The sequence below is a fragment of the Klebsiella sp. LTGPAF-6F genome (assembly GCF_001753185.1).
Lineage (GTDB): Bacteria > Pseudomonadota > Gammaproteobacteria > Enterobacterales > Enterobacteriaceae > Klebsiella > Klebsiella michiganensis.
Genome location: NZ_CP017450.1, coordinates 5911986 through 5933688 on the forward strand (window position 1 = coordinate 5911986; position 21703 = coordinate 5933688).

At 55.8% G+C, this 21703-nt stretch carries 19 protein-coding genes; 10 read left to right on the plus strand and 9 right to left on the minus strand.

From position 1 onward, the window contains the following. Nucleotides 1-3 precede the first annotated feature (3 nt). The 3 genes from BJF97_RS27715 to ghrB all read left to right on the plus strand — a co-directional run bounded on the left by BJF97_RS27715 (nucleotide 4) and on the right by ghrB (nucleotide 3320). Entirely contained in the window at nucleotides 4-942 is a 939-nt protein-coding gene (locus tag BJF97_RS27715) for a sugar kinase (protein ID WP_032692954.1), read from the plus strand. Nucleotides 943-1043: 101 nt separating this feature from the next. Beyond that, nucleotides 1044-2324 carry an MFS transporter gene (locus tag BJF97_RS27720; protein ID WP_004855346.1) on the plus strand — a complete coding sequence of 427 codons (1281 nt, stop codon included), beginning with the start codon at nucleotides 1044-1046 and terminating at the stop codon, nucleotides 2322-2324. Nucleotides 2325-2348: 24 nt separating this feature from the next. Continuing rightward, a complete protein-coding gene (gene ghrB, locus BJF97_RS27725) occupies nucleotides 2349-3320 on the plus strand; it encodes a glyoxylate/hydroxypyruvate reductase GhrB (protein ID WP_009652700.1) in 972 nt (323 codons plus the stop codon). A 57-nt stretch (nucleotides 3321-3377) separates the two neighbouring features. Here ghrB and BJF97_RS27730 read toward each other — a convergent pair whose 3' ends face one another. Then, nucleotides 3378-4088: a DUF3053 domain-containing protein gene (locus BJF97_RS27730; RefSeq protein ID WP_004126443.1), complete on the minus strand. Its 711-nt coding sequence runs from the start codon at nucleotides 4086-4088 to the stop codon at nucleotides 3378-3380. A 441-nt stretch (nucleotides 4089-4529) separates the two neighbouring features. On the opposite strand from BJF97_RS27730, the gene BJF97_RS27735 reads away from it, so the two are divergent. The 3 genes from BJF97_RS27735 to cspE all read left to right on the plus strand — a co-directional run bounded on the left by BJF97_RS27735 (nucleotide 4530) and on the right by cspE (nucleotide 6891). Beyond that, complete coding sequence (locus BJF97_RS27735; RefSeq protein ID WP_032692957.1) at nucleotides 4530-5888, plus strand: MFS transporter; 1359 nt, start codon at nucleotides 4530-4532, stop codon at nucleotides 5886-5888. A 236-nt stretch (nucleotides 5889-6124) separates the two neighbouring features. Continuing rightward, on the plus strand, nucleotides 6125-6418 hold the full coding sequence (locus tag BJF97_RS27740) for an HTH-type transcriptional regulator (RefSeq protein WP_004106774.1): 294 nt from the start codon (nucleotides 6125-6127) through the stop codon (nucleotides 6416-6418). 260 nt (nucleotides 6419-6678) lie between these two features. Beyond that, nucleotides 6679-6891, plus strand: a complete 213-nt coding sequence (gene cspE / locus BJF97_RS27745; RefSeq protein ID WP_004126446.1) for a transcription antiterminator/RNA stability regulator CspE — start codon at nucleotides 6679-6681, stop codon at nucleotides 6889-6891. A 99-nt stretch (nucleotides 6892-6990) separates the two neighbouring features. On the opposite strand, the gene BJF97_RS27750 is transcribed toward cspE, so the two are convergent. From BJF97_RS27750 to BJF97_RS27770, 5 genes are all read right to left on the minus strand, one after another. After that, entirely contained in the window at nucleotides 6991-8610 is a 1620-nt protein-coding gene (locus tag BJF97_RS27750) for an ATP-binding cassette domain-containing protein (protein ID WP_014227198.1), read from the minus strand. Nucleotides 8611-8913: 303 nt separating this feature from the next. Then, nucleotides 8914-9066, minus strand: coding sequence for a type I toxin-antitoxin system toxin HokA (hokA, locus tag BJF97_RS27755; RefSeq protein WP_004106778.1), 153 nt, complete (start codon nucleotides 9064-9066; stop codon nucleotides 8914-8916). Between the two features lie 327 nt (nucleotides 9067-9393). Continuing rightward, on the minus strand, nucleotides 9394-11463 hold the full coding sequence (gene glyS, locus BJF97_RS27760) for a glycine--tRNA ligase subunit beta (RefSeq protein ID WP_025106788.1): 2070 nt from the start codon (nucleotides 11461-11463) through the stop codon (nucleotides 9394-9396). A gap of 9 nt (nucleotides 11464-11472) precedes the next feature. After that, the gene (gene glyQ / locus BJF97_RS27765; RefSeq protein WP_004126458.1) at nucleotides 11473-12384 is read right to left on the minus strand and encodes a glycine--tRNA ligase subunit alpha; all 912 of its coding nucleotides are present in this window, start codon (nucleotides 12382-12384) and stop codon (nucleotides 11473-11475) included. A 127-nt stretch (nucleotides 12385-12511) separates the two neighbouring features. After that, on the minus strand, nucleotides 12512-12817 hold the full coding sequence (locus BJF97_RS27770) for a YsaB family lipoprotein (RefSeq protein WP_014227200.1): 306 nt from the start codon (nucleotides 12815-12817) through the stop codon (nucleotides 12512-12514). A gap of 180 nt (nucleotides 12818-12997) precedes the next feature. On the opposite strand from BJF97_RS27770, the gene BJF97_RS27775 reads away from it, so the two are divergent. Then, nucleotides 12998-13993 carry an acyltransferase gene (locus BJF97_RS27775; protein ID WP_032692958.1) on the plus strand — a complete coding sequence of 332 codons (996 nt, stop codon included), beginning with the start codon at nucleotides 12998-13000 and terminating at the stop codon, nucleotides 13991-13993. Nucleotides 13994-14086: 93 nt separating this feature from the next. Here the strand turns inward: BJF97_RS27775 and yiaB are convergent, their stop codons facing one another. The 3 genes from yiaB to xylA all read right to left on the minus strand — a co-directional run bounded on the left by yiaB (nucleotide 14087) and on the right by xylA (nucleotide 17503). Beyond that, nucleotides 14087-14461, minus strand: a complete 375-nt coding sequence (gene yiaB, locus BJF97_RS27780) for an inner membrane protein YiaB (RefSeq protein ID WP_025106785.1) — start codon at nucleotides 14459-14461, stop codon at nucleotides 14087-14089. 168 nt (nucleotides 14462-14629) lie between these two features. Further along, nucleotides 14630-16084, minus strand: coding sequence for a xylulokinase (gene xylB, locus BJF97_RS27785; RefSeq protein ID WP_014227203.1), 1455 nt, complete (start codon nucleotides 16082-16084; stop codon nucleotides 14630-14632). A 96-nt stretch (nucleotides 16085-16180) separates the two neighbouring features. Continuing rightward, on the minus strand, nucleotides 16181-17503 hold the full coding sequence (gene xylA, locus BJF97_RS27790; RefSeq protein ID WP_025106783.1) for a xylose isomerase: 1323 nt from the start codon (nucleotides 17501-17503) through the stop codon (nucleotides 16181-16183). Nucleotides 17504-17877: 374 nt separating this feature from the next. Here xylA and xylF point away from each other — a divergent pair, with 374 nt between their 5' ends. The 3 genes from xylF to xylH all read left to right on the plus strand — a co-directional run bounded on the left by xylF (nucleotide 17878) and on the right by xylH (nucleotide 21635). After that, nucleotides 17878-18870, plus strand: a complete 993-nt coding sequence (xylF, locus tag BJF97_RS27795; RefSeq protein WP_014227205.1) for a D-xylose ABC transporter substrate-binding protein — start codon at nucleotides 17878-17880, stop codon at nucleotides 18868-18870. Between the two features lie 64 nt (nucleotides 18871-18934). Beyond that, on the plus strand, nucleotides 18935-20476 hold the full coding sequence (locus tag BJF97_RS27800) for a xylose ABC transporter ATP-binding protein (protein ID WP_032692959.1): 1542 nt from the start codon (nucleotides 18935-18937) through the stop codon (nucleotides 20474-20476). Continuing rightward, nucleotides 20454-21635 carry a xylose ABC transporter permease XylH gene (gene xylH / locus BJF97_RS27805; RefSeq protein ID WP_014227207.1) on the plus strand — a complete coding sequence of 394 codons (1182 nt, stop codon included), beginning with the start codon at nucleotides 20454-20456 and terminating at the stop codon, nucleotides 21633-21635. Before BJF97_RS27800 ends, xylH begins: the two co-directional genes overlap by 23 nt. Nucleotides 21636-21703 lie beyond the last annotated feature (68 nt).

Here is a 21703-nt window from a genome sequence, read left to right on the forward strand (position 1 = left end):
GTTATGAAAAAAGCGTTAGATGTCATCACAATAGGCGAAGCCATGGCGATGTTTGTCGCCACCGAAACCGGCGAACTGGCTGAAGTAGAACATTTTATGAAGCGCGTGGCGGGCGCGGAACTGAACGTCGCGACCGGGCTGGCCCGCCTCGGCTTAAGCGTCGGCTGGGTAAGCCGCGTCGGCGCGGACAGCTTTGGCCGCTTCGTCCTCACCGCGCTGACGAAAGAGGGGATCGACGCCCGCGGCGTGAGCACCGATGGCCGCTACGCTACCGGCTTTCAGCTGAAATCTAAAGTCGAAAATGGAACCGATCCCATCGTGGAATATTTTCGCAAAGGCTCCGCCGCCAGCCATCTGTCGCCGGATGATTTTAACGAATCATACTTCGCCAGCGCCCGTCACCTGCACTTAAGCGGCGTGGCCGCCGCGCTGTCGGAAAGCTCATACGCCCTGCTGGACCGCGCGGCGCGTACCATGAAAGCGCAGGGAAAAACGATTTCGTTCGACCCCAACCTGCGGCCCACGCTGTGGAAAAGCGAAGCCGAGATGGTCGAGAAGCTTAACCGCCTTGCGTTTCAGGCCGACTGGGTTCTGCCAGGGTTGAAAGAAGGCATGATTCTGACCGGCCAGCAAACGCCGGAAGCCATTGCGGACTTTTATCTCAGCCACGGCGTTCGCGCGGTCATCATAAAAACCGGCTCCGACGGCGCCTGGTATAAAACCGCCGACGGCGAACAGGGGGCCGTTGCGGCGATAAAAGTGGATAACGTCGTCGATACCGTTGGCGCCGGCGATGGCTTTGCCGTCGGGGTGATTAGCGCCCTGCTGGAAGGAAAACCGCTGCCGCAGGCGGTGAAACGCGGAAACAAAATCGGCTCACTGGCCATTCAGGTCCAGGGCGATAGCGAAGGCTTACCCACGCGTGAGGCGCTGGGCGAGTAAGCAGATTCAGCACAACGTCAGGCCGTTCTGTACCCTACATGCAGCGCGGCGTAACGGATCTTTTCTATGATGAGCGTCACCTCACTCACAGAGGCAAACCTATGAATAGTTCGACGAATGCAACAAAACGCTGGTGGTACATCATGCCTATCGTGTTTATCACGTATAGCCTGGCATATCTCGACCGCGCTAACTTCAGCTTCGCTTCGGCGGCCGGTATTACTGAAGATCTGGGGATCACCAAAGGTATCTCCTCCCTGCTGGGGGCGCTGTTCTTCCTCGGCTACTTCTTCTTTCAGATCCCCGGCGCGATTTACGCCGAACGCCGCAGCGTACGCAAACTCATTTTTATCTGCCTGATCCTGTGGGGCGCCTGCGCCTCGCTGACCGGGATGGTGCACAATATTCCCGCGCTGGCGGCGATTCGCTTTATTCTCGGCGTCGTCGAGGCCGCGGTCATGCCGGCGATGCTGATTTACATCAGCAACTGGTTTACTAAATCTGAACGCTCTCGCGCCAATACCTTCCTGATCCTCGGCAACCCGGTGACGGTGCTGTGGATGTCGGTGGTGTCCGGTTACCTGATTCAGGCCTTCGGCTGGCGGGAAATGTTTATTATCGAAGGCGTTCCGGCGGTGATTTGGGCCTTCTGCTGGTGGGTGCTGGTAAAAGACAAACCTTCGCAGGTCAACTGGCTGGCGGAAAGCGAAAAAGCCGCGTTGCAGGAGCAGCTGGAGCGTGAACAGCAGGGAATCAAACCGGTGCGCAACTACGGCGAAGCCTTCCGCTCGCGCAACGTTGTCCTGCTGTGCATGCAGTATTTCGCCTGGAGCATCGGGGTTTACGGTTTCGTTCTGTGGCTGCCGTCAATTATCCGCAGCGGCGGCGAGAATATGGGCATGGTCGAGGTCGGCTGGCTCTCATCCGTCCCCTATCTGGCGGCGACCATCGCGATGATCGTGGTCTCCTGGGCCTCCGATAAAATGCAGAACCGCAAGCTGTTTGTCTGGCCGCTGCTGCTGATTGCCGCCTTCGCCTTTATTGGTTCCTGGGCCGTTGGCGCCAACCATTTCTGGGTCTCTTATACCCTGCTGGTGATTGCCGGCGCGGCGATGTACGCCCCCTACGGACCGTTCTTCGCCATCATTCCTGAGATGCTGCCGCGCAACGTCGCCGGAGGCGCCATGGCCCTGATTAACAGCATGGGCGCGCTGGGTTCGTTCTTCGGCTCATGGTTTGTCGGTTACCTGAACGGCACCACCGGCAGCCCCGCAGCCTCGTACATTTTCATGGGAGTGGCGCTTTTCGTCTCGGTATGGCTTACTTTGATTGTTAAGCCTGCTAATAATCAAAAACTTCCGCTCGGCGCACGTCACGCCTGAAACCTTAACGCAACGGAGAACCGCATGAAGCCGTCAGTCATTCTCTACAAAACGCTTCCCGACGACCTGCAACAGCGTCTGGAACAACACTTTACCGTCACCCAGGTGAAAAACCTGCGTCCGGAGACCGTTTCACAGCACGCCGACGCGTTCGCTGAAGCGGTAGGTCTGCTGGGTTCCAGCGAAAAAGTCGATACCGCGTTACTGGAGAAAATGCCCAAGCTTCGTGCGACCTCGACCATCTCCGTCGGCTATGACAACTTCGACGTCGATGCGCTGAATGCGCGTAAAGTGCTGCTGATGCACACCCCGACGGTACTGACCGAGACCGTCGCCGATACCGTGATGGCGCTGGTATTGAGCACCGCGCGTCGGGTGGTTGAGGTGGCTAACCGCGTGAAGGCCGGCGAGTGGACCAAAAGCATCGGTCCGGACTGGTTTGGCAACGATGTGCACCATAAAACCCTCGGTATCGTCGGTATGGGGCGTATCGGGATGGCGCTTGCCCAGCGCGCCCACGCGGGCTTTGGTATGCCGATCCTCTACAACGCCCGCCGCCAGCACCCTCAGGCAGAAGAGCGCTTTAACGCCCGCTACTGCGATCTCGATACCCTGCTGGAGGAAGCGGATTTTGTCTGTCTGATCCTGCCGCTGACCGACGAGACTCATCATCTGTTCGGCAAAGCGCAGTTTGCCAAAATGAAGCCCTCGGCCATCTTTATTAACGCCGGGCGCGGCCCGGTGGTGGATGAGAAGGCGCTGATTGCCGCACTGCAGGAAGGTGAAATTCATGCCGCCGGCCTCGACGTTTTCGAACAAGAGCCGCTGGCGAAAGACTCCCCGCTGCTGAATATGCCAAACGTGGTCGCCGTGCCGCATATTGGCTCAGCCACGCATGAAACCCGCTATAACATGGCGGCCTGCGCGGTGGATAATCTGATTGATGCCCTGAACGGCAACGTTGAGAAGAACTGCGTGAATCCGCAGGTGAAGTGAGAAGTGAAAAAAGAAAACCCGGGCTAAGGTGAAGCCTTGCCCGGGCTGTCAGAGCCGTTAACGCGTCGCGTTAACGGCCGCGGTCCACGCCTGATTAAAGGCCTGGTGCTGAGCGGCCAGCGGCCCAATCAGCGTATTGTACTGACTGGCCTGCTGCGAAGTCGGGAACTGAATACCGTTCGCCACAAAGCTGACCTGGGTTTCTTGCTGAGCGATAAAATCACCCACCTGCACCAGCTGTTGGGTAAATACCTGCGCTGCCGGAATTAAGGGCTGTAGCGCATTCGCCGGCGCCGTCACGACTTTGTTATAGACCTGGTCGAAGACCGGCTTGAGATCGTCGCCCTGTTTCAGCGCGCCGTGGGCGGCATCCGCCTGTATTTTTGCGTTCTCCAGCTGCTGGCTCAGTACGCCTAAAGCGCCGTTTGCCTGACGCAGCGGCTCGCGCTGGGTAACATAATCCTGCGGTACGCGGATCGCGTTCACGCTATCAACCACCGGACGCAAACCCGCATCCATCGCCTGGCTTACCTGCTGTGAATAGCCGTAAATCACCGCGTAATCGGAAACGAAAGGTCCGAACTGTTTTTTCTGATCGGCGGTCAGCGTCGGCAGACGTTCGCCGCTACGCATTGCCGTATTTTGCAGGAAGTCGATAAACGCTTTGCGCTGATCGCCTTCTTTATCAAAACACCCACTCAGGCTAACCACCATTAACAGGGCCGCAATAGCCGCAAACCAGCGAGAGCAGGACTTTCCTGTCGCCATTTTTTTACTCCTTTCAGCCAAAAAAAGCGCAAACAGACACACACGTGCCAGACGCTGACAAGGATAGTCCAGGTCGGCCTTGCAGGATACCTTTTCCTGACAATCTTCCTCCCTGAAAGCCGGTTTTTTAGCGTTTTAGCGGCCAGTCGCGTCGGCTGTTAAGTTCATCACAATTACCGCTATCATCCGGTATTCGGCTGAAACGCTTAACAAATTGATTTTGTTATTATTAATCTATTCTCTCTTCTGCGCGGGTCGCAAAGTGGACGATAATCGCACGCTTCCCTTTTCGCCTGCATTGCCTGAACCGCCGTTCGATGATTTTATTAAATGAGCGATTAACGGCTTTTTGTTCGATAATCGCACAAACAACATCAACGACCGCGAGGGAGATAACAATAATCTATCTCTGTCCCCCGCTCTGCCAGCCAGGAATGCCGCATGAAGAAAACAACCATCGATATTCAGGCTTTTATCAATGAACATCCCTTCACGAAATACCAGTGGATGATTCTGGCCTTATGTTTTATCACCGTCGCGATGGACGGATTCGATACCGCGATAATCGGCTTTATCGCCTCTGACCTGGTGCAGGAATGGGGCGTCGAAAAATCGGCGTTAGGCCCGGTTATGAGCGCCGCCTTAGTCGGGCTCGCGGTCGGTGCGCTGACCGCCGGACCGCTCGCCGACCGCGTTGGGCGGAAAAAAGTTCTGATTATGTCCATCGTGGTTTTCGGTGGCTTCAGCCTGCTGACCGCCTTTGCTACCAGCCTTAACCAGCTGACGCTGCTGCGTTTTCTTACCGGCCTTGGGCTGGGCGCCGCCATGCCGAACGCCGCGACGCTGATGAGCGAATACGCCCCAGAGCGGCGTAGGGCGCTGATGGTTAACCTGATGTTCGTCGGCTTTCCGATGGGCTCCTCGCTGGGCGGCTTCCTCTCCGCCTGGATGATCCCCCATTACGGCTGGCAAAGCGTGCTGGTGCTTGGCGGCGTGATGCCGCTGCTGCTGGCGGTAGTGCTGATCTTTCTTCTGCCGGAATCCGCGCGCTATATGGTGGTTAAACGCCAGCCTGCCCAGCGTATCGCCGCGATCCTGCGCCACATCGCGCCTGTTCCCGAGCAGGCGGAATTTGAACTACGCGAAGCGGGCCAGGTAAAGGAGAAATCGTCCATCGGCGTGATTTTCTCACCGCGCTACGCCGTCGGCACCGTCATGCTGTGCCTGACCTACTTTATGGGCCTGCTGATCTTCTATTTGCTGACCAGCTGGCTGCCGCTGCTCATCCGCGAAACCGGTGCGACGATGAGCCAGGCCTCTATTATCACCGCGCTGTTCCCGCTGGGTGGCGGGATTGGCGTACTTATCCTCGGCGCGCTGATGGATAAGTTCAACCCAAACAAAGTGGTGGCCGTGGGCTGGCTGCTGACCGGCGTGTTCGTTTGTCTGGTTGGTTTCTCGACCCATAACCTGCTGCTGATGGGGATAATGGTATTTATCGCCGGCAGCATTATGAACGGCGCGCAATCATCAATGCCTGCGCTGGCCGCCGGTTTCTATCCCACCCAGGGACGCGCGACCGGCGTGGCCTGGATGTTAGGGATTGGTCGCTTTGGCGGCATTCTCGGCGCCTTTAGCGGCGCGTTCCTGATGCAGGCCCAGCTCTCTTTCGAAACGATTTTCTCCTTGCTGGCAATCCCGGCCTTCCTGTCGGCCACCGCGCTGCTGGTCAAATATAAGCTTGGCCAACGGCAACCTCCGGCGGCCCAGGGTGAAGTGGAGAAGCTCCAAAAGGCGTAATACACCGGCCAGCGGGCGCGCGCTGGCCTTTTCCGCTTTTCTTCTTATCTGTTTACAATAATTTGCTTATCGGCTCTCTCTATTACTTTTCAGCATGTTATATCGTCCGACGCGGCGCGAAAGAACCTCGGGTGATAAATAATTATCAGGGTAAGCATTCCTGGCCTTTTTTTCCGACTATTCTTAAGAGGCTCTACATAATTCACCCTCCGCCGTATGAAAGAGAGGAGTTCTCAATGGAATATAAAGATCCTGCATTTGAACTGCTGAGCAACCTTGAACAAATTATTTTTAAAGATCAGGCTCAGGCGGCCTCGCTGACGCGTAAGCCCGCCGCATGCATTGAATTTGACCAGCTACGTAAAGGTACCGGGCTGAAAATAGATGATTTTGCCAACGCCATGGGCGTCAGCGTAGCAATGGTACAAGAGTGGGAATCGAGACGCGTAAGGCCTTCTCCCACAGAGCTTAAGCTGATGCGCCTGATCCAGGCGAATCCGCAGCTTTCAAGACAGCTTATTGATTCATAATTTTAGCGTTTATGGGTTTCGGCTAGCGGTCCTGCCAAAGGACCGTTTTCATGCCAACGAAAAAAAAGTTTGCTATCACAACGTGAACATGCGTTAATGCTCGCAGGTTTGAAGTAAAGACCACAGAGCATTCGAATAGAGCAGTCCTTCAAAGGTTATCCGTTGATACCCCGGTAGTGAACTTTCCCTTTATCGCTTTAAATCTGTAGTCCAGACCGTAACGCCGCAAGGCTCATTTATTTTTTTAAAGGTAATTCACTATGTCCGGTAAAATGACTGGTATCGTAAAATGGTTCAACGCTGACAAAGGCTTTGGCTTCATCACTCCTGACGATGGTTCTAAAGACGTGTTCGTACACTTCTCTGCTATCCAGAACGAAGGCTACAAATCTCTGGACGAAGGTCAGAAAGTTTCCTTCACCATCGAAAGCGGCGCTAAAGGCCCGGCAGCTGGCAACGTAACCAGCCTGTAAGCTTAAAAAGCTCAAAATTATTAAGTCCCTGCCAAACGGCGGGGATTTTTTTATTTGCGCCTTAAGTCACCGCCATCCATCGATGGCGGTTTTTTGCATTTATAGCCTCTCAACGCTCCAGCCCTCTTCCCGCCATGCCAGGCAATGGGTCAGCTTCAGCGCCCGTAAAAAGGCTTCATCATGCGACACCACCAGCATCGCGCCGGGAAACTGTGCCAGCGCTTTTTCAATCGCCAGAGTGGACGCCAGGTCAAGATGGTTAGTGGGCTCATCCAACAGCAGCAGCTGCGTAGCCTCCCGTCGCCAGAGCACGCAGGCCAGCGCCGCTTTTAATCTTTCGCCTCCGCTCAGAACCGATAGCGGTAGATGGACTTTGTCCGCCCCCAGCTGTAGCTGCGCCAGCTGGCTGCGCAGCACACCTTCTTCTAAGGGCGTATCACCGAGATTCAGGTGCGCCATGATGGACAATGACAGGTCCAGCTGGCTCAGATGCTGATCCAGATACGCCGCGTTGACCGATAAGCGGCAGCTTCCTGAGAGCGGCGGCTGCAGGCCCAGCAGCGTTTTAAGCAACGTTGTTTTACCGCAGCCGTTAGGGCCGCGCAGCGCCACGCGCATCGGCCCATCTATACGCCAGTCCAGCGCTGCCATCGGTGAATGGGTCAGCCGCAGCGCGTCCAGCTCCAGCACCTGCTTTCCCGCAGCGACCTGGCTACCGGGCAGAGTAAACATCACCGGGTTGTCTTCCTCTACCCGCTCACGCGCCTGCTCTATCGCATCGTTGAGGATGCTGCTTTGTTCACGATGCTGGCGCTTAAGGGTGCCGGGACGCTCTTTTGCCGCCCCTTTCCAGGCAACACGCTCAAATGAAGCGATATTGAGCGTGTCGATAGTGCGCAACGTCTGCGCCGAGCGGCGCCGGCAGGCATCGTGCTCTTTTTGCATCCGCGCCCGGGTTCGTCGCCTTTCAGTAACCGCATGCTCCAGCGCGGCGCGAGCCGCCTGCTGCTCCAGCTCACGCTGCTGCTGATAATCCGCATAATTGCCGCCGTAGCTGCGCAAAGCCGCGGATGCCAGCTCGAGGATGCGCGGCATTTGGGTCAGTAGCTCCCGATCGTGGCTGGCGATCAACGCCCCTCCGCGCCATTGCTCAAGCTGCTGATATAGCCACGCGCGGCCTTGTCGGTCGAGATGGTTGGTGGGTTCGTCAAGCAGGAGGAAATCCGCGTCGGACAGGAACGCTCCGCACAGCTGCGCCTTCACTCTTTCCCCGCCGCTCAGCGAAGAGGCGAGCCGTCCGGGGGAAAACTCTCCTAAGCCAGCGGCCTGGAATCCTGCATTCAGGCGCTCCGGGAGATCCCAAAAGCCATCAAGACGTTCAAGATCGTCGGCTCGCCCTTCGCCCCGTTCAAGACGAGCCAGAGCAGAAAAAACGAATTCGACACCAAGCCATTCCGCCAGCGTCGTATCAGGAAACATGACATGCTGCTGAGCAACGTAGCTCACCGAAGCCACACGTTCGATATGGCCGCTCGACGGCGAGTCCAGGCCCGCCAGCAAACGCAATAATCGGGTTTTACCGACGCCATTGCGCCCGACAAGCCCGCAGAGGGTGCCTTCCAGCGATAAATTCAGCGGACCAAAAAGCGTATCTCCCGTCGCTAACTGACAGGTGACCTGATGCAAAAGAAAAGAGGGGGACCGGGCACAATGAGCCATAAGCACTCCTGAATGAAATCAATACCTCCCCTGCTCGCAAATAGCGCGAAGCAAGGCGTGAAATTCATCAGTCGTGTTTGTTCATTTGGCGCGTGCTCTCCGGTGAGACGAGGGATTCGTCGGGCCATAGGATAGCCATACCCCGGTATACATTTCAAGCCTGTTTTTTCGACAGGCCATGAATCCGGAAAAAAAGCCTCCTGGTTTCAGGAGGCGAAATAAATGATTTCATGAAAAAAACAGGGTGCTATAAGAATGCTTAACGCCGTAAGAATGGCGGAGATCGCTCTCCGCCACCGTCTCTTACGTTTTAATCCCACAGGCTAAGAACGCCACCAGCTCAATATTCCCCTGCCTGAGCTGTAATTCACACAGCGAATCACGCACCATCCAGGTAAATAATAAAATAGTGAAGCAAATCACTATTAAGCTAAACAACAGATACTTTTGCGGCATTCCTCGCCTCCCGTGTTGATTTTCAACAGGTAAGAGGCTACTCTTATGGTGTTCATGCATAGGGGAGCCTCACTTTGATTTATCATCAGGTGGGGCTTTTCTCTGTTTGTCTCCCGCTGAACGCCTGAGACAAACAGTCTCAAGCACCCGTCAGCATTCTACCGTAAATATCTGACCAGACTACGTTGGCATATTCCTAAAATAATTCCCGGCAATCAATGAAAATAAAGAAAATATCAATCAGCGAATTATTAATGGTTCACTTACTTATATTTTTAGTATAAAAAAACCTGCCCGCAGGCAGGTTTTTTATTATTACCCATTCACTTACTGCAGCAGGGAAATATCCGCTACCTGCAGGAACAGATCGCGCAGCTTGGACAGCAGCGTCAGTCGGTTTACGCGCACATCCTGGTCTTCTGCGTTCACCATCACGTTCTCGAAGAACTCATCCACCGGCTCGCGCAGGGACGCCAGCTCAATCAGCGCATCCTGGTAACGCCCTTCGGCGAAGTACGGCTGCAGCTTATCGCGCAGCACGACTAAATTGCCTGCCAGCTTGATTTCAGCCGCTTCTTTCAGTACGGAGGCGTGAACGATATCGTTCAGCGTCACGTCTGATTTCGCCAGAATGTTGGATACACGCTTGTTCGCCGCCGCCAGGGCAGAGGACTCTTCGAGGGTACGGAAGTGGGAAACCGCCTTCATACGCGCATCGAAGTCTGCCGGACGGGTTGGACGACGCGCCAGTACCGCCTGAATCGTGTCGACGGTATAGCCTTCATCCTGATACCAGGCGCGGAAGCGTCCCAGCATGAAGTCGATAACATCGTCGACCACGTTGCCATTCGTCAGCTTGTCGCCGTACAGACGCACCGCTTCTTCAGTCAGCGTTTGCAGATCCAGATTCAGGTTCTTCTCAACGATGATACGCAGCACGCCCAGCGCGGCACGACGCAGCGCAAACGGGTCTTTATCGCCTTTCGGATGCTGACCGATACCGAAGATACCCGCCAGGGTGTCCATCTTATCGGCAATCGCCACGGCGCAGGCCACCGGGTTAGACGGCAGGTCATCGCCGGCAAAACGCGGCTGATACTGCTCGTTCAGGGCAACGGCAACGTCTTCCGCTTCGCCATCATGGCGCGCGTAGTGCATCCCCATCACGCCCTGCGTGTCGGTGAACTCGAAGACCATGTTGGTCATCAGATCGCACTTGGAGAGCAGGCCCGCGCGGGTAGCGTGATTGACGTCCGCGCCAATCTGCTCAGCGATCCAGCCGGCCAGCGCCTGAATACGATCGGTCTTATCGCGCAGCGTACCCAGCTGCTGCTGGAACAGCACGGTTTGCAGGCGCGGAAGGTTATCTTCCAGACGTTTTTTACGGTCGGTATTGAAGAAGAACTCAGCGTCCGCCAGACGCGGACGCACCACTTTTTCGTTACCGGAAATAATCTGGGTCGGATCTTTCGATTCGATGTTGGCGACGAAGATAAAATTCGGCAGCAGCTTGCCCGCGTTGTCGTAAACCGGGAAGTACTTCTGGTCCCCTTTCATGGTGTAAACCAGCGCTTCGGCAGGCACCGCAAGGAATTTTTCTTCGAACTTCGCGGTGAGGACCACCGGCCATTCAACCAGTGAAGTCACCTCTTCCAGCAGGCTTTCGCTCAGATCGGCGTTGCCGCCAATTTTACGCGCCGCTTCTTCCGCATCGGCTTTAATTTTGGCTTTACGCTGTTCGTAATCGGCGATGACTTTACCGCGCTCCAGCAGGATCTGCGGATACTGATCGGCATTGTCGATAGTGAACTCCGCCTCACCCATAAAGCGGTGGCCGCGAATAACGCGATCGGACTGCACGCCCAGAATGGTGGCCGGGATTACTTTGTCGCCCAGCAGCAGGGTCACGGTATGAACCGGACGCACGAAGTGGACGTCGGACGCGCCCCAGCGCATCAGTTTCGGGATCGGCAGCTTCGCCAGCGAGGTCGCGATCATGTTCGGCAGCAGCGCTTCGGTGCTCTCGCCTTTCACGTGGGCACGATACAGCAGCCATTCGCCTTTATCGGTCGTCAGACGTTCAGCCTGATCGACGGTGATACCGCAGCCGCGCGCCCAGCCTTCGGCCGCTTTGCTCGGGTGGCCGCTGGCGTCAAACGCCTGGGCAATCGCCGGGCCGCGTTTTTCAACTTCACGGTCTGCCTGCGCAGCCGCCAGATTCGCCACTTTCAGCGCCAGACGGCGCGGTGCGGCAAACCATTCAACTTTACCGTGCGCGAGGCCAGCGTTATCCAGCTCTGCGGTCACGTTCGCAGCAAAGGATTCAGCCAGGCTGCGCAGTGCTTTTGGTGGCAGCTCTTCAGTGCCGATTTCCACCAGGAAAGTTTTCTCAGACATGGCCGCCTCTTATTTATTCTTGTTGCACATCGGGAAGCCCAGGGCTTCACGGGAAGCATAGTAAGCTTCAGCCACTGCTTTGGTCAGGGTGCGAATGCGCAGGATATAGCGCTGACGCTCGGTGACGGAGATGGCTTTACGCGCGTCCAGCAGGTTAAAGCTATGGGCGGCTTTCAGAATGCGCTCGTAGGCAGGCAGCGGCAGCGGGTTTTCCAGCGCCAGCAGCTGCTGGGCTTCTTTCTCATACTGCTCGAAGCAGGAGAACAGGAAGTCCACGTCGGCATATTCGAAGTTATAGGTGGATTGCTCCACTTCGTTCTGATGGAACACGTCGCCGTAGGTCGTTTTACCCAGCGGGCCATCGCTCCAGACCAGATCGTAAACGCTGTCGACACCCTGGATATACATCGCCAGACGTTCCAGACCGTAGGTGATCTCGCCGGTGACCGGCTTACACTCCAGACCGCCAACCTGCTGGAAGTAGGTGAACTGCGTGACTTCCATACCGTTCAGCCACACTTCCCAACCCAGACCCCAGGCGCCCAGCGTCGGGTTTTCCCAGTTGTCTTCGACGAAGCGAATGTCGTGGATGGTCGGATCCATACCCAGCTCTTTCAGAGACCCAAGGTACAGCTCCTGGATATTATCCGGAGAGGGTTTTATCACCACCTGGAACTGATAGTAGTGCTGTAAACGGTTCGGGTTTTCACCGTAGCGACCATCGGTCGGACGGCGGGAAGGCTGCACGTAGGCGGTCGCCATCGGCTCGGGACCCAATGCGCGTAAGCAGGTCATCGGGTGAGAGGTGCCTGCGCCGACTTCCATGTCCAGTGGTTGAACAATGGTGCAGCCCTGGCGAGCCCAGTAATCCTGTAAGGTCAGGATCAGGCCCTGGAAGGTCCTGGTATCAAACTTTTGCATATGATTTCGTGCTGGATACGTGTGGATTTAAAGGAAGGAGCCAGTATACCCGCTGGCTGCGAGATATACAGTATGAAACGGGATTGTTTAGGGAAAATTGCGGAAATAAGCGCCGCCGTGGGCGCGTTTAGCGCATGGAAAGATGCAAAAACTGTCCGTCCGGGTCAAAAGAACAGATAAAACGTTCATTCCGCGCAGTCTTGCCCGAAAGCTCGTAGCTACCCTGAAACTGCTCGAAATGGCTGATGTCAACCTGGCGCACGCCTGTACTATAACGAACGGCGGCATTATCCTTGCAAAGCTGCGCCATATTGAGGGTAGCCTGCGGCGTTATCCGTGCTTTCTGCGCCTTCTGCACTGGCGGAGACGGCGTCGCGCTACAGCCCGCCAGCAGGCACAGCAGTAGTCCAGAAAACACATATTTCATCACCATTTTTTCTCGACCGCCTTGTTAGTAAATTGTTATCGTGCAGGTTACGTTAAATAATCGGCACATTGTGCGAATTGGGCCACACCTCGACAAGTCTATGCCGAAAAACTCGGATTATTCCACTGCGATACCAGCGTATAAGGGCGGTCAGACCCTTTCTGAGAAGGAGAAACAGAGGCACTGATGCAGGAAAAAATTCACTGGATTACTCATTTGCGCGGCATTGCCTGCATGATGGTGGTCATGATTCATAGTACCACCTGGTATATCACGCATCCGCACACCATCAGCCTGCTGGAGTGGGATCTCGCCAATATCCTCAACTCTGCATCTCGCGTCAGCGTCCCCCTGTTTTTCATGATTTCAGGCTATCTGTTTTTCGGCGAGCGCAGCGCCCAGCCCCGCCATTTTCTGCGTATCGCGCTGTGCATTCTCTTTTATAGCGCGCTGTCGCTGCTCTATATCACCTTGTTTACCCACATCAACGTTGAACTGTCGCTGAGAAATTTGCTGCAGAAACCGGTGTTCTACCATCTGTGGTTCTTCTTCGCTATCGTAGTCATTTACCTGCTTTCTCCGCTGGTGCAGGTTAAACAGGTGAGCGGCAGGATGCTGCTGGCGCTGATGCTGGTGCTGGGTATTCTGGCAAACCCCAATATGGTCCCGGTGAAAGCCGCAGGCGTTGAATGGCTGCCGGTCAATCTCTATATCAATGGCGATACGTTCTACTACGTGATGTACGGCGTATTAGGGCGGGCAATCGGCACGCTGGATACCGATAAAAAATGGCTGACTGCGCTCTGCGCTGGGCTATTCATCACGGGAGTATGGGTAATATCACGCGGCACGCTGCACGAACTGCGCTGGCGCGGCGATTTTGGTGATACCTGGTATTTATACTGCGGCCCCGCGGTTTTTGTCTGCGCGCTCGCCCTGCTGACGCTGGTAAAAAATACGCTCAATACGCGTCAGTTGCCGTTTATTGCGCTTATTGCGCGCCATTCGTTAGGCATTTACGGATTTCATGCGCTGATTATTCACGCGCTGCGCGCCAGCGGACTGGAGCTGACCCGCTGGCCAATGTTGGATATTGCCTGGATATTCAGCGCTGCGCTGCTGGGTAGCCTGGCGCTATCAATGTTGGTACAGCGAATTGACAGCCGCCGGCTGGTGAGCTGAAAAACGGCGCCTGCGGTTCAACGCCGGCGCCGTCGTTTACTCAGCGGGCTCTTCCGTGACTGCGCCGACCTCTCTTCGCTGTCCGCTGACAGCTTATTCCACTGAGTTATTGCGAGCTTTATCCGTGACTTTAGCGGGATAAGGCGTTGCCGACGCGCCGTACATACAGACAAACCACGCCATCACGTAAATACTTTTTTCACGCCACGGAGCCGGGACAAACCAGGCGCCGACCAGCAGCAATCCCGCCGACAGCAGCACCACCAGCCGGCACAGAGAGATAAAATCGCCGTCTCGCTGTGCTTCTTGCGCCGTTCGCTGATGCGTGAGCACAGCAAACATCCCCATGACCAGAACGCCCAGAAAATAGCCTTTACCGCTAAATAATGGGCAGGTTCGCCAGATTCCCACCAGATAAACCAGTGCGCCAATAGACATCAACAGCCTTGCAATAAGATTGTTTTTCATGGTGCCTCCCTGGCATAAGACAGGCCCCATTGTGGACTGGCAGAACGCGTTTATCCGTACTTTTCGTCCCTGAAACGATAAATTCAGAATATATAAATACACTCGATAACTACATGAATTTAAAATTATTCATGAGATGAATTCGCCCCATCGACAGGGGCGAAAGAATCAGGACATCAGCGGTAAAAGCTGCTGATAAATCTGGCGGAAGGTTTCCCGGCGAGGGGCGTAACGAGCAAAGCGCTCGGCATCAGGACGATGAGCCTGTTCCAGCGGGAGCTGAGGAAGTAGATCGGAAAACGCGATATTTTGATGCAACGCCAGCTGGGCCAGCCGCGCCGCGCCAAGCGCGGGGCCGACGTCACCGCCGGTGCGGAAATCCAGCTGCTGGCCGCTAATATCCGCCAGCATTTGCCGCCAGTAGGCGCTGCGCGCGCCGCCGCCGATAAGCGTGACGCTCTCGGGCTTCACGCCGCAGGCGTGAACCACATCCATACCGTCCGCCAGCGCATAACCGACGCCCTCCAGCACCGCCCGCGCCAGTTCCGCCGGACCATGTTGATGAGTCAGGCCGAAAAAGACGCCTTTGGCCTGCGGATTATTGTGCGGCGTACGTTCACCGGAGAGATAGGGCAGGAACCAGACCGGATCGGCATCGTCGTTCGCCGCTTCCGCCGCCGCAATCAGCGCCGGAACCGTGCCGAGGCCGGTTAATGTCGCCGCCCAATCGAGGCAGGAAGCCGCGCTCAGCATGACCGACATCAGATGCCAGCGCCCGGGCAGCGCGTGGCAGAAACTGTGTACGGCGCTTTCCGGCTTGCTCAGAAAGCCGTCGCTGACGGCAAAGTAGACGCCGGAGGTCCCCAGCGACAGCATCGCCTGGCCCGCATCCGCCATGCCAACACCCACCGCCCCCGCCGCGTTGTCGCCGCCGCCGGCCACCACCAGCGCTTCCGGCATATTCCACGACTGCGCGACGGCCGGGCGCAGCGAACCCGTCACTTCACATCCTTCGAACAGCGCCGGCATGTTATCGCGGCTCAGACCGCAGGCGGCGAGCATCTCATCGCTCCAGTCGCGGCGCGCCACGTCCATCCACATCGTTCCGGCGGCATCGGACATATCGCTGGCGAACTCACCGGTCATGCGCAAACGTAAATAATCTTTTGGCAGCAGGACTTTATCGACCTGTTTGAAGATCTCAGGCTCGTGACGTTGTACCCACAGCAGCTTCGGCGCGGTAAATCCCGGCATCATCAGGTTGCCGGTTATCTGCCGCGAACGGCTGACGTTCTCTTCCAGCAGCGCGCACTCTTCACCGCAGCGGCCATCATTCCATAAAATCGCCGGGCGCAGGACGCGCTGTTGCTTATCCAGCAGCGTCGCGCCGTGCATCTGGCCCGCAATACCTAACGCTTTGACTTCGCGCAGCGAGTGCTGCGCGCCCAGCGCTTTCATCGCGCGGTCCGTCGCCAGCCACCAGTGCTCAGGATCTTGTTCAGACCATAAAGGGTGCGGACGCGACACGTTGAGCTTTTCGGTATGCGAAGCCACGACCTCGCCTTGCTCGTTGAGCAGAATAGCCTTGACGCCCGAGGTGCCCAGATCAATCCCGATATACATACAGCCTCTCCTTACTAACGCGCCACGGCTAAGCGTGGCGCGAATAAAGCATCGGTTATCGCCAATGCCCGGGCTCGCCGGGCATCATCGCCCTCATTAGCGATCAAAGAGGTAACGGTTAACCACGTTTTCCAGCAGTTCCTGATGGCCGCTCTGGTGCTCCGGCGCCAGGTTATGCTGAGTGGCATACTGGGCAATGTCCGCCAGGTTCATCTGGCCTTTCAGGATCTGCTGACCCAGCTCGCCGTTCCAGCCGGCATAGCGCCTGGCGACGCGTTTATCCAGCTCGCCGTCTTCAATCATACGAGCAGCGACTTTTAACGCCAGCGCCATGGTGTCCATCGCGCCAATGTGGCCGTAGAACAGGTCGTATTTGTCGGTGCTCTGACGACGCACTTTAGCATCAAAGTTCAGGCCGCCGGTGGTGAAGCCGCCCGCTTTCAGGATTTCGTACATCACCAGCGCATTCTCTTCAACGCTGTTCGGGAATTGGTCGGTATCCCAGCCCAGCTGCGGGTCGCCGCGGTTAGCATCAACGGAACCAAACAGACCCAGAGCAATGGCGGTCGCAATTTCGTGGTGGAAAGTGTGGCCGGCCAGCGTCGCGTGGTTCGCTTCGATGTTCAGTTTGATCTCTTTTTCCAGGCCGAACTGTTTCAGGAAGCCATAGACGGTAGACGCGTCGTAATCGTACTGATGCTTGGTTGGCTCCTGCGGTTTAGGTTCAATCAGCAGCGTGCCCTGGAAGCCGATTTTATGTTTATGCTCCACGACCAGCTGCATAAAGCGGCCAATCTGCTCGCGCTCCTGGCGCAGGTCGGTATTGAGCAGAGTTTCATAGCCTTCGCGGCCGCCCCACAGGACGTAGTTTTCCCCGCCCAGTTTGTGGGTCGCATCCATCGCGGTCACCACCTGAGTGGCCGCCCAGCTGAACACTTCCGGATCCGGGTTGGTTGCCGCACCGGCACCGTAACGCGGGTTCGTAAAGCAGTTTGCCGTACCCCACAGCAGCTTGACGCCGCTCTGCTGCTGTTTTTCCGCCAGCACATCCACCATCTGCGCGAAGTTATTGGCATACTCTTTCAACGACGCCCCTTCCGGAGAAACGTCAACGTCGTGGAAGCAGTAGTACGGTACGTTCAGTTTGTGGAAAAACTCAAACGCGACATCGGCTTTGCGTTTCGCCATTTCCAGCGCTTCGCCCGGCTGCTGCCACGGGCGGTTAAAGGAGCCCACGCCGAACATATCAGCGCCGTTCCAGCAGAAGGTATGCCAGTAGCAGGCCGCAAAGCGCAGGTGCTCTTCCATCCGTTTGCCCAGGACCAGCTCATCCGGATTGTAATGACGGAAAGCCAGTGGGTTAGCGGATTTCGGGCCTTCATAACGAACGCGATCGAGCTGATCAAAATAGGTCTGCATAATGAACTCCATATTCAGGGATGCGGCGAGTAATAAGTCATAAGCCAATATAGAATTCTCTTTTTAGTTTCCTCAATTACGTTATTTCACACTGTGATTGAGAGAATCCACAAACGTGCGCCAGGTCGCAAAAACAATAGAACAACGCCCTCACTTCGCTGCTTACGCCACGAGAGATCAATGAAATACGATGAGAACTAATTATTAAAGTACGATCGCGGTCATAAATTAACAAATAAACAAAATTTCATAACGGCAAAATAAGCATAGATAATTGCCAGCGCTCCTTTCCGCGTTAAAAATCTGCTACGTATCAGGCCGTTTATTTTTATCGTTCGTCTTATCCTGCACTTTACAAAAAAGGTGTTATTATTATGAAGATAAAGAACCTTTGCCTAACGCTCTGTGCTTCACTCCTCCTCACCAGCCTGTCGGGCATTGCGAAAGAAGTCAAAATTGGCATGGCGATTGACGACCTGCGCCTTGAGCGCTGGCAAAAAGATCGCGATATTTTTGTCAATAAAGCTGAATCATTAGGTGCAAAAGTATTCGTCCAGTCAGCCAATGGCAACGAAGAAACGCAAATGTCGCAAATCGAAAATATGATTAATCGCGGCGTCGACGTTCTGGTTATTATTCCCTATAACGGTCAGGTGCTGAGTAATGTGATAAAAGAGGCTAAACAGGAGGGAATTAAAGTTCTCGCCTACGATCGTCTCATCAATAACGCCGATATTGATTTCTATATTTCTTTTAATAATGAGAAAGTTGGCGAAATGCAGGCGCAAAGCCTGGTCAATAAAGTGCCTCAGGGCAACTATTTCTTAATGGGCGGCTCGCCGGTAGACAATAACGCCAAGCTTTTCCGCGCCGGCCAAATGAAAGTTCTTAAGCCCTATATTGATGAAGGAAAAATTAAAGTCGTCGGCGATCAGTGGGTCGACGGATGGCTGCCAGAAAATGCGTTGAAGATTATGGAAAACGCCCTGACCGCCAACAATAACAAAATTGATGCGGTCGTCGCCTCTAACGATGCCACCGCCGGCGGCGCCATTCAGGCGTTAAGCGCCCAGGGGCTCGCAGGCAAAGTGGCGATTTCCGGGCAGGATGCCGACCTCGCCGGCGTGAAGCGCATTATCGCTGGCACTCAGACGATGACCGTTTACAAACCGATCGCTGACCTTGCCACCACCGCAGCAGAGATCGCCGTCGAACTGGGCAACGATAAGCAGCCGAAGGCCGACGCCACGCTCAACAACGGCCTCAAAGATGTGCCTTCCCGGCTGCTGACGCCCATTGAGGTCAATAAAGACAACATTGACCAGACGGTGATCAAAGACGGTTTCCACAAAAAAAGCGAGCTGTAATCTCTGACGCCCTCTCCCGGGGGCGTTGCCCCATCCAGCCGGATATCGCTTATGTGGAGTCTCTATGTCCTGGTTACTCGAAATGAAAAACATTACTAAAACCTTCGGTACGGTGAAGGCGATTGATAATGTCAGTCTGCGGCTTAACGCCGGAGAAGTGGTCTCGCTGTGCGGCGAAAACGGCTCCGGTAAATCCACGCTCATGAAGGTCCTTTGCGGAATATATCCGCACGGTAGCTATGAGGGAGAGATTATTTTTTCCGGGGAAACGTTGCGGCCGGGCCATATACGCGATACCGAGCGCAAAGGGATTGCCATCATTCATCAGGAGCTGGCGCTGGTAAAACATCTGACCGTTCTGGAGAATATTTTTCTCGGCGCGGAGATCTCCCGCCGCGGTCTGCTGGATTACGAAACCATGACCTTACGCTGCGAAAAGCTGCTGGCCCAGGTCAATTTAGCCATATCACCCGATACCCGCGTCGGCGATTTGGGCCTTGGCCAGCAGCAGCTGGTCGAAATAGCAAAAGCGCTGAATAAACAGGTACGGTTGTTAATTCTCGACGAACCCACCGCCTCGTTAACGGAGCAGGAGACGGCAATTCTGCTGAATATTATTCGCGATCTGCAAAATCACGGTATTGCCTGTATTTACATTTCCCACAAGCTCAATGAAGTCAAAGCCATCTCCGACACCATCTGCGTGATCCGCGATGGGCAGCATATCGGTACCCGTAACGCTGACGGCATGAACGAAGATGACATTATCACCATGATGGTCGGCCGCGAGCTTACCGCCCTCTATCCGAGCGAAGCCCACAGCTGCGGCGAGGAAATCCTGCGGGTGGAAAACCTGACGGCCTGGCACCCGGTGAATCGCCATATTAAGCGGGTCAATGACGTCTCCTTTTCGCTGCGGCGCGGTGAAATACTAGGGATCGCCGGGCTGGTCGGCGCGGGCCGTACCGAAGCGGTCCAGTGCCTGTTCGGCGTCTGGCCGGGCCGCTGGCAGGGAAAAATCTTTATTGATGGCCAGCAGGTGACGATTCACAGCTGCCAGCAGGCTATTGCGCAGGGCATCGCCATGGTACCGGAAGACAGAAAGAAAGACGGTATTGTGCCGGTCATGGCGGTGGGTAAAAACATCACCCTCGCCGCGTTAAACCAGTTTACCGGTCCGCTGAGCAGCCTTGACGATGCCGGAGAGCAGCACTGTATTCAGCAATCCATCCAGCGTTTGAAGATCAAAACCTCATCGCCGGAGCTGGCGATCGGTCGCCTGAGCGGCGGCAATCAGCAAAAGGCGATCCTCGCCCGCTGCCTGCTGCTGAACCCGCGCATTCTGATACTCGATGAGCCCACCCGCGGCATTGACATCGGCGCCAAGTACGAAATCTACAAGCTGATTAATCAGCTGGTGCAGCAGGGGATCGCCGTCATTGTCATTTCATCCGAACTGCCCGAAGTGCTGGGGCTAAGCGACCGGGTGCTGGTGATGCATGAAGGTAAATTGAAGGCTAATTTGATCAACCAGGGTCTGACCCAGGAACAGGTGATGGAAGCCGCACTGAGGAGCGAACGCCATGTCGAAGAACACGTCGTCTGAAATGAAACTCACCCCACCTGCCGCTGGCGCGCTATCGGGGCTGAAGGGGATGAACCTCCAGGTATTCGTGATGATCGCCGCTATCGTGGCCATTATGCTGTTTTTCACCTGGACCACCGAAGGCGCTTATCTGAGCGCGCGTAATATCTCCAACCTGCTGCGCCAGACCGCCATTACCGGCATTCTCGCGGTCGGCATGGTGTTTGTGATTATTTCCGCCGAGATCGATCTCTCCGTCGGCTCAATGATGGGGCTGCTCGGCGGCGCAGCGGCAATATTTGATGTCTGGCTGGGCTGGCCGCTACCGCTGACCATTGTGGTCACCCTGGCGCTTGGCCTGCTGCTGGGGGCCTGGAACGGTTGGTGGGTTGCCTATCGTAAAGTCCCCTCGTTTATCGTGACGCTCGCCGGCATGCTGGCATTTCGCGGTATTTTGATAGGCATTACCAACGGGACCACCGTCTCTCCCACCAGCCCGGCAATGTCGCAAATCGGCCAGAGCTATCTGCCTGATGGCGTTGGCTTTGGTATCGGCGTGGCGGGCATGGCGGCCTTTATCATCTGGCAGTGGCGCGGCCGTATGCGACGTCAGGCTCTCGGCCTCTCCACGCCCGCCTCCGCTTCAGCCGTTGGCCGCCAGACGATTACCGCCGTTATTGTACTGGGCGCCATCTGGCTGTTAAACGACTATCGCGGCGTCCCGACGCCGGTACTGATTCTCGCCGCGCTGCTGCTGGCGGGCATGTTTATGGCCACCCGTACCGCGTTTGGGCGCCGCATCTACGCCATCGGCGGCAACCTGGAGGCCGCGCGTCTATCCGGCATCAGCGTGGAACGCACCAAGCTGGCGGTGTTCGCCATTAATGGCCTGATGGTGGCGATTGCCGGGTTGATTCTCAGCTCGCGTCTTGGCGCCGGTTCCCCTTCCGCCGGCAACATCGCCGAACTGGACGCCATCGCCGCCTGCGTGATCGGCGGTACCAGCCTCGCCGGCGGCGTCGGCAGCGTCGCGGGCGCGGTCATGGGCGCTTTTATCATGTCCGCGCTGGACAACGGCATGAGCATGATGGACGTCGCCACCTTCTGGCAGTACATCGTTAAAGGGGTCATTTTATTGCTCGCGGTATGGATGGATTCCGCCACGAAACGCCGAAGCTGAGGGCTGTGAAAAAAAATGCCCGAATTATTTGCGCTACCGCCAAACTTAGGCACAAGTAGCTTGAAAAA

What these genes read in the sequence shown, in the direction of transcription:
- BJF97_RS27775 (WP_032692958.1), top strand. Translation starts at nt 12,998, where the DNA reads ATGCAGGAAAAAATTCACTGGATTACTCATTTGCGCGGCATTGCCTGC.
- BJF97_RS27740 (WP_004106774.1), top strand. Translation starts at nt 6,125, where the DNA reads ATGGAATATAAAGATCCTGCATTTGAACTGCTGAGCAACCTTGAACAA.
- hokA (WP_004106778.1), bottom strand. Translation starts at nt 9,066, where the DNA reads ATGCCGCAAAAGTATCTGTTGTTTAGCTTAATAGTGATTTGCTTCACT.
- glyS (WP_025106788.1), bottom strand. Translation starts at nt 11,463, where the DNA reads ATGTCTGAGAAAACTTTCCTGGTGGAAATCGGCACTGAAGAGCTGCCA.
- BJF97_RS27730 (WP_004126443.1), bottom strand. Translation starts at nt 4,088, where the DNA reads ATGGCGACAGGAAAGTCCTGCTCTCGCTGGTTTGCGGCTATTGCGGCC.
- BJF97_RS27720 (WP_004855346.1), top strand. Translation starts at nt 1,044, where the DNA reads ATGAATAGTTCGACGAATGCAACAAAACGCTGGTGGTACATCATGCCT.
- glyQ (WP_004126458.1), bottom strand. Translation starts at nt 12,384, where the DNA reads ATGCAAAAGTTTGATACCAGGACCTTCCAGGGCCTGATCCTGACCTTA.
- BJF97_RS27735 (WP_032692957.1), top strand. Translation starts at nt 4,530, where the DNA reads ATGAAGAAAACAACCATCGATATTCAGGCTTTTATCAATGAACATCCC.
- BJF97_RS27770 (WP_014227200.1), bottom strand. Translation starts at nt 12,817, where the DNA reads ATGGTGATGAAATATGTGTTTTCTGGACTACTGCTGTGCCTGCTGGCG.
- ghrB (WP_009652700.1), top strand. Translation starts at nt 2,349, where the DNA reads ATGAAGCCGTCAGTCATTCTCTACAAAACGCTTCCCGACGACCTGCAA.
- BJF97_RS27750 (WP_014227198.1), bottom strand. Translation starts at nt 8,610, where the DNA reads ATGGCTCATTGTGCCCGGTCCCCCTCTTTTCTTTTGCATCAGGTCACC.
- BJF97_RS27715 (WP_032692954.1), top strand. Translation starts at nt 4, where the DNA reads ATGAAAAAAGCGTTAGATGTCATCACAATAGGCGAAGCCATGGCGATG.
- xylB (WP_014227203.1), bottom strand. Translation starts at nt 16,084, where the DNA reads ATGTATATCGGGATTGATCTGGGCACCTCGGGCGTCAAGGCTATTCTG.
- yiaB (WP_025106785.1), bottom strand. Translation starts at nt 14,461, where the DNA reads ATGAAAAACAATCTTATTGCAAGGCTGTTGATGTCTATTGGCGCACTG.
- cspE (WP_004126446.1), top strand. Translation starts at nt 6,679, where the DNA reads ATGTCCGGTAAAATGACTGGTATCGTAAAATGGTTCAACGCTGACAAA.
- xylA (WP_025106783.1), bottom strand. Translation starts at nt 17,503, where the DNA reads ATGCAGACCTATTTTGATCAGCTCGATCGCGTTCGTTATGAAGGCCCG.
- xylF (WP_014227205.1), top strand. Translation starts at nt 17,878, where the DNA reads ATGAAGATAAAGAACCTTTGCCTAACGCTCTGTGCTTCACTCCTCCTC.
- xylH (WP_014227207.1), top strand. Translation starts at nt 20,454, where the DNA reads ATGTCGAAGAACACGTCGTCTGAAATGAAACTCACCCCACCTGCCGCT.
- BJF97_RS27800 (WP_032692959.1), top strand. Translation starts at nt 18,935, where the DNA reads ATGTCCTGGTTACTCGAAATGAAAAACATTACTAAAACCTTCGGTACG.